The sequence below is a fragment of the Allobosea sp. TBD101 genome, from assembly GCF_059817965.1.
This window is the reverse complement of record NZ_CM187543.1, coordinates 1437299-1449606: the sequence shown is the minus strand read 5'-3', so window position 1 is coordinate 1449606 and position 12308 is coordinate 1437299. Positions and strand designations below refer to the sequence as shown.

Below are 12308 nucleotides of genomic sequence, written 5' to 3'. Positions count from 1 at the left end.
TCGAGATGCCGGGGCGCAAGCTGGCCCCGGCGGGGTGGCGTTCGCTTATTCAGCAGCCTGCAAGGTGCGGGCCTGTTCCATCTCGCGCAGCGCGCGGCGGTACTCGACCGGCATCACCTTGACGAATTTGGTGCGGTAATCCGCCCAGTTGTCGAGGATGGTGCGGGCGCGCTCCGAGCCGGTGTAGTCGACATGGTTCGTCAGCATCTGCATCAGGCGCTCCTCGTCATGGCCCGACATGTTGGTCATGTCGATCCGGCCCTTGTGTTCGAGATCGCCGCCGTGATGGTGCAGGCGCTCCATCAGGTCCTCTTCCTCCTCGACCGGTTCGAGATCGACCATCGAGAGGTTGCAGCGCGACTTGAAGGTGCCGTCCTCGTCCAGCACATAGGCGATGCCGCCCGACATGCCGGCCGCGAAATTGCGCCCGGTCTGGCCGATGACCGCGACGACGCCGCCGGTCATGTACTCGCAGCCATGGTCGCCGGTTCCTTCCACCACCGCGATGGCGCCGGAATTGCGGACCGCGAAACGCTCGCCCGCGACGCCGCGGAAGTAAGCTTCGCCCGCAATCGCGCCGTAGAGCACGGTGTTGCCGACGATGATCGAGCGCTCGGCCACGGCTTTGGTCGCCGGATCGGGCTTCACGATGACCTTGCCGCCGGACAGGCCCTTGGCGACGTAGTCGTTGGCCTGGCCGGTGAGCTCGACCGTGACGCCCGCCGCCAGGAAGGCCGCGAAGCTCTGGCCGGAGGTGCCGGTGAGCTTCACCGTGATCGTGTCTTCCGGCAGGCCGGCATGGCCGTATTTCTTGGCGACGGCGCCAGACAGCATCGCGCCCGTGCTGCGGTCGACATTGCCGACCGGCTTCTCGATCACGACCGGCGTGCCGGTCTCGATCGCGTCCGTGGCCTCAGCCAGGAGCTGGCGGTCGAGCACGGTGTCGATCGGGTGCTTCTGCAGCTCGACATGGCGGATCGCCACGCCCGGCAGGTCGACCTTGTGGAACAGCTTGGTGAAGTCGAGCCCGTTCGCCTTCCAGTGTTCGATCGCGTCGCGCTTGTCGAGCAGGTCCGAGCGGCCGACGATCTCCTCGATCTTCGTGAAGCCCATCTCCGCCATGATCCGGCGGACATCCTCGGCCACGAAGAAGAAGTAGTTCACGACATGCTCGGGCAGGCCCTTGAAGCGCTTGCGCAGCACCGGGTCCTGCGTCGCGACGCCGACCGGGCAGGTGTTGAGATGGCACTTGCGCATCATGATGCAGCCGGCCGCGATCAGCGGCGCGGTCGAGAAGCCGAACTCGTCGGCCCCCAGCAGCGCGCCGATGACGACGTCGCGACCCGTCCGCAGGCCACCGTCGACCTGCAGCGCGACGCGCCCACGGAGCTGGTTCAGCACCAGCGTCTGCTGCGTCTCGGCGAGGCCGATTTCCCAGGGCGAACCCGCATGCTTCAGCGAGGTCAGCGGGCTCGCGCCCGTGCCGCCCTCGAAGCCGGAGATGGTGATGTGGTCGGCGCGCGACTTGGCGACGCCGGCCGCAACCGTGCCGACGCCGATCTCGGAGACGAGCTTCACCGAGACATCGGCCGCCGGATTGACGTTCTTCAGGTCGAAGATGAGCTGCGCCAGATCCTCGATCGAATAGATGTCATGATGCGGCGGCGGCGAGATCAGGCCGACGCCCGGGGTCGAATGCCGGGTGCGGGCGATCTTGGCATCGACCTTGTGGCCGGGGAGCTGGCCGCCCTCGCCGGGCTTGGCGCCCTGCGCGACCTTGATCTGCATCACGTCGGCATTGACGAGATACTCGGTGGTAACACCGAAGCGGCCGGACGCGATCTGCTTGATCGCCGAGCGCTTGGAGCGGCCATCCGGCATCGGCCGGAAACGGATCGGCTCCTCGCCGCCCTCGCCGGTGTTCGACTTGCCGCCGATCTGGTTCATCGCGAGCGCGATCGTCTCATGCGCCTCGCGCGAGATCGAGCCGAAGGACATCGCGCCGGTGGCGAAGCGCTTCACGATATTCGCGGCAGGCTCGACGCTCTCCAGCGGCACGGGCGCGCGGCCGTTATCGGTGGCCATCTTGACCTTGAACAGGCCGCGGATGGTGCTGAGCCGCTGCGCGTCGTCATTCACCTGGGCGGCGAATTCCTCGTAGCGGTCCTGCGCGTTGAGGCGCACAGCATGCTGCAACGAAGCGACGACATCCGGCTTCCAGACATGGTCCTCGCCGCGGACGCGGTACATGTACTCGCCGCCGATATCGAGGCTGTTGCGGTAAAGCGGCGAGTCGCCGAAGGCGTCGCGATGGCGGCGCAGGCTCTCCTCGGCGATCTCGTCGAGGCCGACGCCTTCGATCGCCGTGCCCGTGCCGAAGAAGAACTTGTCGACGAAGGCGCTCTTCAGGCCGACGGCGTCGAAGATCTGCGCGCCGCAATAGGATTGGTAGGTCGAGATGCCCATCTTGGACATCACCTTCAGCACGCCCTTGCCGACCGACTTGATGTAGCGCTTCACCACCTCGTCGGCATCGACCTCCTCGGGGAAGGCGCCCTGCTCATGCTGGTCGAGCAGGGTATCGAAGGCGAGATAGGGGTTGATCGCCTCGGCGCCGTAGCCGGCGAGGCAGCAGAAATGATGGATCTCGCGCGGCTCGCCGGATTCGACGACGAGGCCGACCGAAGTGCGCAGGCCCTTGCGGATCAGGTGATGGTGGACGGCCGCCGTCGCCAGCAGCGCCGGGATCGGGATGCGGTCCGGCCCGACCTGCCGGTCGGACAGGATGATGATGTTGTAACCGCCATGGACGGCAGCCTCGGCGCGCTCGCAGAGCCGCGCCACCGCGCCGTCCATGCCGGCCGCGCCCTCGCGCGCCGGATAGGTGAAGTCGATCGTCTTGGTGTCGAAGCGATCCTCGTAATGGCCGATGCAGCGGATCTTCTCGAGATCGTCATTGGTCAGGATCGGCGTGCGAACCTCCAGGCGCTTGCGGCGCGAGGTGCCTTCCAGATCGAGGATGTTCGGACGCGGCCCGATGAAGGAGAGCAGGCTCATCACCAGCTCCTCGCGGATCGGGTCGATCGGCGGGTTCGTGACCTGCGCGAAGTTCTGCTTGAAATAGGTGTAGAGCAGCTTCGACTTGAGCGAGAGCGCCGAAATCGGCGTATCCGTGCCCATCGAGCCCACGGCTTCCTGCCCGGTCACCGCCATCGGCGCCATCAGCAGGCGGACATCCTCGGTGGTGTAGCCGAAGGATTGCTGGCGATCGAGCAGCGGCACGTCGGTGCGCGAGGCCCGCGCCTCGACCGGTGGCAGGTCCTCCAGCACGATCTGGGTGCGCTTCAGCCAGTCCTTGTAGGGGTTGGCGAGGCAGAGCGAGGTCTTGATCTCGTCATCGCCGATGATGCGGCCCTGTTCGAGATCGATCAGCAGCATCTTGCCGGGCTGGAGACGCCACTTCTCGACGATCTTCTCCTCCGGGATCGGCAGCACGCCGAATTCCGAAGCAAGCACGACGAGCCCGTCATCCGTGACGAGATAGCGCGCGGGGCGCAGGCCGTTGCGGTCGAGCGTCGCGCCGATCTGGCGGCCGTCGGTGAAGGCGATCGCGGCCGGCCCATCCCAGGGCTCCATCAACGCGGCGTGATACTCGTAGAAGGCGCGCCGCTCCTCGTTCATCAGCGGGTTGCCGTTCCAGGCTTCCGGCACCAGCATCATCATGGCATGGGCCAGCGAGTAGCCGCCCTGCACCAGGAATTCGAGCGCGTTGTCGAAGCAGGCGGTGTCCGACTGGCCCTCATAGGAGATCGGCCAGAGCTTGGAGATATCCGAACCGAACAGGTCGGAATCGACGCTCGCCTGCCGCGCCGCCATCCAGTTGACGTTGCCGCGCAGCGTGTTGATCTCGCCGTTATGGGCGACCATCCGGTAGGGATGGGCGAGGCGCCAGGACGGGAAGGTGTTGGTGGCGAAACGCTGGTGGACCAGCGCGAGCGCGCTGATGAAGCGCTCGTCCTGCAGGTCCTTGAAGTAGGAGCCGAGCTGGTTCACCAGCACCATGCCCTTGTAGACGATGGTGCGGCAGGACATCGAGACGGGGTAATACTCCGCCGTCTTGCGCTCCTGATGCTTGTAGACCTTGTTCGAGACCGACTTGCGGAGGACATAGACCTGCCGCTCGAACTCGTCCTCGTCGGTGATGTCGTCGGGACGACCGACAAAGAGCTGGCGATGCACCGGCTCGGTCGCGAGCACCGCATGGCCGAGATCGCTGTTATCGACCGGCACGTCGCGCCAGCCGAGGAAGACCAGCCCTTCCTCAGCCACGGTCTGCGAGATGATCTCCTCGCACATCGCCCGCGCCGCGGGATCGCGCGGCATGAAGAACTGGCCGATGGCGTAGTAGCCCTGTTCCGGCAGGGTGATGCCGAGCCGCGCGGTCTCCTCGCGGAAGAACTGGTCGGGAATCTGGACGAGGATGCCGCAGCCGTCGCCGAGCTTCGGATCGGCCCCGACCGCGCCGCGATGGTCGATATTGTGCAGGATCTGCAGGCCCTGCTGCACGATCGCATGGCTCTTGCGGTTCTTCATGTCGGCGATGAAGCCGACGCCGCAGGAGTCTTTCTCGTTATTGGGATCGTACAGGCCCTGATGCACCGGCATCGCCGGATCGCGCACGGCCGGAAAACGCTCGAAAGCCTCTGCGCCGCTCGACTTGCTGGTCACGCTCATCGTCAAACCCCGCTTCCCAGAACCCCGCGAGCTTGCGCCGGCAGGGAGACCCGTCAGTCCACAATCCCGACCGCGGCGGCCCTCAGTGCCGACCCGAAGTCGGCAGCAAGGATGGGGCCAGAGCGGTTCGGCCGTCGTCTCTTTGGAGGCTTTGCTTGCGCTTTGTTTCCACCGCGCCCGCGTCCTCCGCAGGCGCCTCGGGCGTGCCTCGCCCGTTCGCGCCTGTCTTCAGGCCGTCGTTTTACGGACGGCGCGCGTGCGATTGGCTTTGGCGTTGGTAGCCCGGCCCTTCGTCATGCTCCGCTCCGTTGCGACGGCGCGACCTTGAGCTAAAACAGCTTTTGGTCGGCGCGGTGAAAAATGGGACAGCAACACTGTCCTATTGCGATGAACTTGCCAGAATTCCAATCTAGGCACAAGCGCCTATTTCGCGCTGCAGCGAAATTTTATTGCAAAATCGAATCCGCGCCAGACATTTCCGGAACGAAAGCCTGACTCAGGCAGTCCGGTTCTTGTTTTCTGGCATGACCAAAGGTCTTGACCTAGCGCAGCGCGCAAGCCCCCTCTTCGTCCTTGTCGCTTGGCAGAAAACCGCCCTCCGCCTAACCCTCAAGTCATGGATTTCTTCAGCGACAACACCGCCGCCGCCAGCCCCCGCGTCATGGCCGCTCTCGCCGCCGCCAATGCCGGCGCCGCCTCCCCTTATGGCAAGGACGACTGGACGCGGCGCGTCGAGGAGCGCTTCGCCGCGATCTTCGAGCGCGAGGTCGCGGTCTTCCTCGTGCTCACAGGCACCGCGGCGAACGCGCTGGCACTCGCCAGCATCGTCAAACCCTGGGGCGCAATCCTCACCCATGAGGAGGCGCATGTCGTCGAGGACGAGTGCGGCGCGCCCGAATTCTTCACCAACGGTGCCAAGCTGGTCGACCTGCCCGGCACCGGCGCCAAGCTGAAGCCGGAGACGGTGACGAAAGCGCTCTCGCATCTGCGCGCCGGTGATTTCCATCAGGTCCAGGCGCAGGCGCTGACGATCACCCAGGCGACCGAGTGCGGCACGGTCTATACGCCGGCCGAGGTGCGCGCCCTGAAGGAGGCCGTCACGCCGCGCGGCCTGAAGCTCCACATGGACGGCGCCCGCTTCGCCAATGCGCTGGTCACGCTCGGCTGCACCCCGGCCGAGATCACCTGGAAGGCCGGCGTCGACGTGCTCTCCTTCGGCGGCACCAAGAACGGTGCGCTCGCGGCGGAAGCCGTGATCTTCTTCGACCCGGCGCAGGCCGAGGAGATGAAATGGCGCCGCAAGCGCGCCGGGCAGACGCTGTCCAAGGGCCGCGTCCTTGGCGCCCAGTTCGAAGGCCTGCTCGCGGACGATCACTGGCTCGACCTCGCCCGCCACGCCAATGCCCGCGCCAAGCGTCTCGCGGATTCGGTGGCGCAAGGCAGCGAGGCCCGTTTGGCGTGGCCCTGCCACGCGAACGAGGTCTTCCTCGTCCTGCCGCCCGCCGTACAGCAGCGCCTGAAGGCCGCCGGCATCGGCTATTACGACTGGTCGGCGCGCTCGCTGCCGCCGGAAGCCCCGCTCAAGGAGGGCGAGGTTGTTGGCCGCTTCGTCATGTCCTTCGCGACAAAGCCTGAGGATGTCGAGCGTCTGGTTGCCGCGATCGCCGGTTGAGCGGGCGCATTTGCGCCCCGTTTCCAGCCGCATACCTGCCGCAATCCCTAACAAGACTGAATGGCGAGCAGTCAGTCGTTAAGGGAATTTGGCATGGCAGATCGTTCGACCGCACCGGGGCGCATCGCGCTGATGGGCCTGGTCGTGGCCGGCGCAATGGCCGGCATGGCGGGCGCCGCCAGCGCCCAGTATTATTATTACGACGACGGGTACGATCCCTATCCGGCCTATGGCTACGGCTATGGCTATCGTTACGACTATGGCTATGCGCCACGCCCGCCCGCCGCCGTGCCGCGCGCGCCGGCCGCCGTCTCGCCCTACTCGGTCAACGGCATAGCCGCCCGCCGTTACGGCCTCGTCCGGATCGAGCGTTCGATCCGGCGCGACGACACCTATATTGTCGACGGCGTCACGGCCGGCGGCCAGCGCCAGCGCCTGATCCTCGACGCCTATGCCGGCGAGCTGATCCGCCGCATCCCCTTGCGCGGCCAACCCGCCCCCAGCGTCGCCCGCGCCGACCCGCGCGAGGAGCACGCCCCGCCACGCCAGCGTCTCGTGCCCCAGCCGCCGGAACGACCGGCTGAATTCAAGGGTCCGGCCGAGGCCAGCGCCCCGGCAACGACCGCGCCGCCATCCCCGGCCGCACCGCCTGCGCCTGAACCGGCCGCGCCAGTCGAGAAGCCGCCGGCCGAGGCAAGCGCCCCCGCGACGACCGCGCCGCCATCACCCGCCGCGCCGCCTGCGCCCGAACCGGTGAAGCCAGCGGAAACGGCACCGGCTCAGGCCAGCGCTCCGGCGACCGTGGCTCCGCCGCAGCCCGCCCGGCCGGCGGAGCCGTCACCCGGCGCGACCGATCCGGAGACCGGCGCCGACAAGCCGAAGCTCGTCAACCCGAGCGACGTGCGCAACACCGAAGGCACCGAGCGCAAGCCGCCGCTCTCGACCGCCGCGCCGGCAGCCGAAGCCTCGTCGATCCCGCCGGTGCAGAACATCGATCCGAGCCCATCGACGCCGAAGCCCGAGACGCCGATCGCCCCCGTCGCCCCGATGAACTGATGATACCCCCTCGGACAACCGGGCCGTCATTCCGGGTCTCCGCTTCGCTCCGCCCGGAATGACACGTCGTAGCTGCCGCTCCGTTCTGAGCACGAACAAAAAAGGCTCCCGTTTCCGGGAGCCTTTCGCTTTCATCGAAAGCTTGGCGTGGATTACGCGGCCTTGGCGACCTTGGCCTCGAGGACCTTGGCCGAACCGCCGGTGCCGATCGCGATCTGGCGCGGCTTCTTGGCCTCAGGAATCTCGCGCACGAGATCGATATGGAGCAGGCCGTTCTCCAGGCTGGCGCCGGTCACCTGCACATAATCGGCAAGCTGGAAGCGACGCTCGAAGGCGCGCGCGGCGATGCCCTGATGCAGGACCTCACGCTTCTCGGCACCCTCGACGAGCTGCTTCTCGCCCTTGACGGTCAGCGCGTTTTCCTTGGACTCGATGGAGAGGTCGCCCTCACCGAAACCCGCGACCGCGATGGTGATGCGGTAGGCGTTCTCCGCAGTCCGCTCGATATTGTAGGGCGGATAGCTCGGGGCGGTTTCGTTGCTCGTCGCCTGGTCGAGGAGATTGAACAGACGGTCGAAGCCGACGGTCGAGCGATAGAGCGGGGAAAGGTCGAAATGACGCATGATATGTCCTCCGAAGAAGCGACAATGATGTCGGTCCGCCTCGCCTGAGCGCGGACCTTGGTTGCTTTCGCGCATCCGGTTCTGGCCTGCGCAGACCTGATCTGGGGAGGCGTTTGGGCTTTTCAAGAGCCGCTCTTTCGGGCCGCGAAATCACCCCTCGCATTTCTTTTTCAGCGCGCCGACATGTTTTCGCAGGATATCTTGTGCAGGATATCGGGCTGATGGCGGCCGTGCTCAAAAGGCGCAGCCGCGATGCGGAGCACTTGATGGCCGAGGCCGCTTTCTTTGCCGATCCGGACTACCCCGTCCCGGGGCACGGCAAGACCTGGCTCGCTACGACGCGGGACGGCGCCTCCCTGCGCTTCGCGAGCTGGCGCCCGACTGTGAAGCCGGTGCGCGGCACCGTCGTCGTCGTGCAGGGCCGGGCCGAATTCATCGAGCGCTACAGCGAGACCGTCGCTGACCTGCGCCGCCGCGGCTTCCATGTGCTGAGCTTCGACTGGCGCGGCCAGGGCGGCTCGCAGCGCTTCGTCCGGCGCATCCGCAAGGGCCATGTCGGGCGGCTCAGGCAGTACGAAGCCGATCTGGCGCTGGCCATGGCCGAGATGCGGGCCAAGTTCCCGCCGCCCTATTTCGTCCTCGCCCATTCGATGGGCGCCGCGCTCTGCCTCGACGCCGCCCGCTCGAACGCCTTGCCGGTTGCGCGCATGGTCGCGCTCGCGCCGATGCTCGGCATCGCGATGATCGCGCATCCCGGCCGGGCGAAAATCCTGGCGAGCCTGCTCTATTGGCTCGGCCTCGGCAGCGCCTTCGTGCCGGGCGGCGGCGACACCGCGATCGCGACAAAACCTTTCGAGGGCAACCGCCTGACCAGCGACCCCGCCCGCTATGCCCGCAACAGCGCTCTCTCGGCCGCGGCGCGCGAACTCAGCATCGGCGACCCGACCATCGCCTGGATCAGGACCGCCTTCCGCCTGATGGCACGCCTCGGCACGCCGTCAGCAGCGCTGGAGGTGAAGGTGCCGACGCTGATCATCGCCGCCGGCCGCGACCCGGTCGTCTCGACGCCTGCGATCGAGCGCTTCGCGGCGCGGCTCAAGACCGGCGCGGCGCTCGTCCTGCCGACGTCGCGCCACGAGATCCTGATGGAAAGCGACGACATCCGCGCCCAGTTCTGGGCAGCCTTCGACGCCTTCATCCCCGGCGAGGACCAGGCCGTGCCCGGCTCAGCCGGCGAGCCTGGCCATGGCGGCCTCATGCAGCGCCTTGCTGCCGGCCGCGAGGATGCGCCCGCCCCCGGCAGCGCTGCCGCCGTCCCATGAGGTGACGATGCCGCCCGCGCCCTCGATGATCGGAATCAGCGCGACGATGTCGTAAGGCTTGAGGCCGCTCTCGATCACGAGATCGACATGGCCGGCCGCGAGCATGCAATAGGCGTAGCAGTCGCAGCCATAGCGCGAGAGCCGGACCTCCTTCTCGACGCGGGCGAAGGCCTCGGCCTCCTCGCCCTTGAACAGGGCGGGCGTCGTCGTCATCAGCGTCGCGGTGGCGAGGTCGGTGGTCGGGCGCGTGCGCAGCTTCTTCGGCCCGCCCGGTCCCTCATAGCGCGCCTCGCGCCCGTCGCCGGAATAGCGCTCGCCCGAGAAGGGCTGGTGCATCATGCCGTAGACCGGCACGCGATCGCGCGTCAGCCCGATCAGCGTGCCCCAAACCGGGATGCCCGAGATGAAGGCGCGCGTGCCGTCGATCGGATCGAGCACCCAGACATATTCCGCGTCGGTGTTCTCGCTGCCGAATTCCTCGCCGAGCACGCCATGGGCCGGGAACTGCCGCTTGATCATGTGGCGCATCACCGATTCGCCGGCGCGGTCGCCTTCGGTCACGGGATCGAACACCCCGCCCCGCGACTTGTCCTCCGTCGCATGCAGCGCCCGGAAGAAGGGCAGGATCGCCCGGCCGGACTGCGTCGCCAGCTCCGCGACGAAAGCGCCGAAATCGACTGCGCTCATGAATAGGCACTCCAATTTGCTGCTTTGCAGCATCAACTCCGCGGATTGACCATCTTAGACGGGGCCGGATGCGGAAATATCCGAAGAACACCGCCTTTTCGTTCCAGTATCATGCATGCATCGCATGACAGCTGCGATTCCGCTGATTCTGCTTGCGTTTTGCAGCGCACCCCAATATTGTGCACTGCGAAGGGGAGATGACCTCAAACCTTCATTGCCCTCCTTGGGCGTTTCCTCCCTAGACTTGGGCCGCCACGCAAGTGTGCGGCCCTTTTTTCTTTGGATCAGTGCCCCCGGCTTCGCCGCCTGCCGCTATTCGGCAGCCTCGCGCCATTCGTCGAGCCAGCCGCTCCAGCGCGCGAAGCAATCCGCCATCACCGCCGCCATCGCCTGCTCCACTTCGCCGAACCCGGCATGCGGCTCCAGCGTCGCCTCGTTCATATAGAGCGCGCGGTTCACCTCGATCTGCAGCGCATGCACGCCGGCAGCCGGCGCACCGTAATGCTCGGTGATGAAGCCGCCGGCATAGGGCCGGTTGCGGGTCACGCTGAAGCCCAGCCGCGTGAAAGCCTGCTCGGCGATGTCGATGATGTAGCCGGAGGCGCTGGTGCCGAAGCGGTCGCCGAGAATGATGTCGGATTTCGCCAGCCCGTCGCGGTCGAGCCCGGCCGAGGGCATCGAATGCGCATCGACGAGAATGCATGTGCCGAACACCCCTTGCGTGCGCTGGACGAGGCTGCGCAGACCTGCGTGATAGGGCCGGTAGAGATCCTCGATGCGGGCGAGCCCATCCTGGACCGGAATCCGGCCGAAATAGATTTCCTGCCCGTCGCCGACGATGCGGGGGATGGTGCCGAGCCCGCCGGCGACCCGCATCGAGCGGGTATTGGCGAAGGGCGGCACGCGGCCCTCGAACATGCGCGGGTCAAGCTCGTAGGGCTCGCGATTGACGTCGAGATAGGCGCGCGGGAACTCGGCCACGAGCAGCGGCGCGCCGAGCGAGACGCTCTGCGCGAAGAGCCGGTCGACATAGGCATCCTCGGAGCGCCTGAGGCTGCGTAAGGGCAGGCGCGCCGCCTCGACGAAGCCGCGCGGGTAACAACGACCGGCATGCGGCACATCGACCACCACCGGCACGATCTGGAGAGCCGGTTGGTACAGGCTGAACGGCCGCTCGATCTCGGCGACGACGTCGTCCGGCGCGGGCGGGAAAGGGGCTGAGGACAGGCTCATCGCGAGCGACTGAAGCACACAAACCTGAACGGTTGAAGCGATGTCGCGAAACGCGGGAAATTCTCTGCTGGATTCACGCGTTGTTTACCATGATGTTGCCTTATCACAGGACATGGTTCCAACTGTGCGGCCGGGTGAGTACCCAACCGTTCCAGACCCGGCCTCGAGTCGGGGCGCCAGACGTTATAGAAACACAGGCCTCAGGGACGACAGATCAGGCCCATGACGAAGATACTGCTCGCCGAAGACGACAACGATATGCGTCGCTTCCTGGTCAAGGCCCTGCAGAACGCAGGCTACGACGTCGCTTCCTTCGATAACGGCCTGTCGGCCTATAATCGCCTGCGCGAGGAGCCGTTCGAGCTCCTGCTGACGGATATCGTCATGCCGGAGATGGACGGAATCGAGCTGGCGCGCCGCGCCACCGAGCTCGATCCCGACATCAAGGTGATGTTCATCACGGGCTTTGCCGCCGTGGCGCTGAACCCCGATTCGCAGACGCCGAAGGATGCGAAGGTGCTCTCCAAGCCCTTCCACCTGCGCGAGCTCGTCAACGAGGTCGAGAAGCTGCTGGCCGCCTGAGCGGCCGTTTGGCATCGCGCAAATGCAGCTGCCAACAGTCTCGTGAGAATTTATGCGGCAAACGCCTTGCCACCCGCGAAGCGAGCCGCTATAGCCCCCTCACTCGCAGCGTGAACGCGGCCCACACGGCCCGGACACGCTTCCGGAAGCCTCCTCACGGCGGCGATGGGCGCGTAGCTCAGCGGGAGAGCACTACGTTGACATCGTAGGGGTCACAGGTTCGATCCCTGTCGCGCCCACCATTTGATGCCCTTGCAATACAGGGACGAAAGGCCGCCTTACCGGGCGGCCTTTTTTGCTTTTCGGGCCTCTCCCCTCGCCGTCATTGCGAGCGCAGCGAAGTAATCCAGGAGGACTGGGTCGAACGGTTCAGTCCGGTCCCCCTGGATTGCTTCGTCG

The 12308-nt window shown here is 66.4% G+C and carries 8 protein-coding genes and 1 tRNA gene; 5 read left to right on the top strand and 4 right to left on the bottom strand.

Annotation, left to right across the window (positions count from 1 at the left end; translation table 11 throughout):
- Positions 1-45: 45 nt before the first annotated feature.
- Positions 46-4734 carry a glutamate synthase large subunit gene (gene gltB, locus AC6RIC_RS06785; RefSeq protein ID WP_499735599.1) on the bottom strand — a complete coding sequence of 1563 codons (4689 nt, stop codon included), beginning with the start codon at positions 4732-4734 and terminating at the stop codon, positions 46-48.
- Positions 4735-5350: 616 nt separating this feature from the next.
- Here gltB and AC6RIC_RS06780 point away from each other — a divergent pair.
- Entirely contained in the window at positions 5351-6406 is a 1056-nt protein-coding gene (locus tag AC6RIC_RS06780) for a threonine aldolase family protein (protein WP_499735598.1), read from the top strand.
- Positions 6407-6499: 93 nt separating this feature from the next.
- Positions 6500-7462 carry a hypothetical protein gene (locus AC6RIC_RS06775; protein ID WP_499735597.1) on the top strand — a complete coding sequence of 321 codons (963 nt, stop codon included), beginning with the start codon at positions 6500-6502 and terminating at the stop codon, positions 7460-7462.
- Between the two features lie 152 nt (positions 7463-7614).
- Here AC6RIC_RS06775 and AC6RIC_RS06770 read toward each other — a convergent pair whose 3' ends face one another.
- Positions 7615-8085, bottom strand: coding sequence for an Hsp20 family protein (locus tag AC6RIC_RS06770; RefSeq protein ID WP_499735596.1), 471 nt, complete (start codon positions 8083-8085; stop codon positions 7615-7617).
- 266 nt (positions 8086-8351) lie between these two features.
- Between AC6RIC_RS06770 and AC6RIC_RS06765 the strand changes: the two genes are divergently transcribed.
- Entirely contained in the window at positions 8352-9407 is a 1056-nt protein-coding gene (locus tag AC6RIC_RS06765; protein WP_499735595.1) for an alpha/beta fold hydrolase, read from the top strand.
- Here AC6RIC_RS06765 and hisN read toward each other — a convergent pair.
- Together hisN and AC6RIC_RS06755 are read right to left on the bottom strand one after the other, a co-directional pair.
- A complete protein-coding gene (gene hisN, locus AC6RIC_RS06760) occupies positions 9312-10094 on the bottom strand; it encodes a histidinol-phosphatase (RefSeq protein WP_454655632.1) in 783 nt (260 codons plus the stop codon). The two genes, AC6RIC_RS06765 and hisN, sit on opposite strands and share 96 nt — an antisense overlap.
- A gap of 312 nt (positions 10095-10406) precedes the next feature.
- Complete coding sequence (locus AC6RIC_RS06755) at positions 10407-11327, bottom strand: N-formylglutamate amidohydrolase (RefSeq protein WP_499735594.1); 921 nt, start codon at positions 11325-11327, stop codon at positions 10407-10409.
- Between the two features lie 222 nt (positions 11328-11549).
- Between AC6RIC_RS06755 and cpdR the strand changes: the two genes are divergently transcribed.
- Together cpdR and AC6RIC_RS06745 are read left to right on the top strand one after the other, a co-directional pair.
- Positions 11550-11909 carry a cell cycle two-component system response regulator CpdR gene (gene cpdR, locus AC6RIC_RS06750; protein WP_038363805.1) on the top strand — a complete coding sequence of 120 codons (360 nt, stop codon included), beginning with the start codon at positions 11550-11552 and terminating at the stop codon, positions 11907-11909.
- Between the two features lie 167 nt (positions 11910-12076).
- Positions 12077-12151 (top strand) — tRNA-Val (locus tag AC6RIC_RS06745).
- Positions 12152-12308 lie beyond the last annotated feature (157 nt).

Excerpts from the sequence above, each read along its gene's own strand:
- gltB (WP_499735599.1), bottom strand. The coding sequence starts at position 4,734 with ATGAGCGTGACCAGCAAGTCGAGCGGCGCAGAGGCTTTCGAGCGTTTT.
- AC6RIC_RS06780 (WP_499735598.1), top strand. The coding sequence starts at position 5,351 with ATGGATTTCTTCAGCGACAACACCGCCGCCGCCAGCCCCCGCGTCATG.
- AC6RIC_RS06775 (WP_499735597.1), top strand. The coding sequence starts at position 6,500 with ATGGCAGATCGTTCGACCGCACCGGGGCGCATCGCGCTGATGGGCCTG.
- AC6RIC_RS06770 (WP_499735596.1), bottom strand. The coding sequence starts at position 8,085 with ATGCGTCATTTCGACCTTTCCCCGCTCTATCGCTCGACCGTCGGCTTC.
- AC6RIC_RS06765 (WP_499735595.1), top strand. The coding sequence starts at position 8,352 with ATGGCCGAGGCCGCTTTCTTTGCCGATCCGGACTACCCCGTCCCGGGG.
- hisN (WP_454655632.1), bottom strand. The coding sequence starts at position 10,094 with ATGAGCGCAGTCGATTTCGGCGCTTTCGTCGCGGAGCTGGCGACGCAG.
- AC6RIC_RS06755 (WP_499735594.1), bottom strand. The coding sequence starts at position 11,327 with ATGAGCCTGTCCTCAGCCCCTTTCCCGCCCGCGCCGGACGACGTCGTC.
- cpdR (WP_038363805.1), top strand. The coding sequence starts at position 11,550 with ATGACGAAGATACTGCTCGCCGAAGACGACAACGATATGCGTCGCTTC.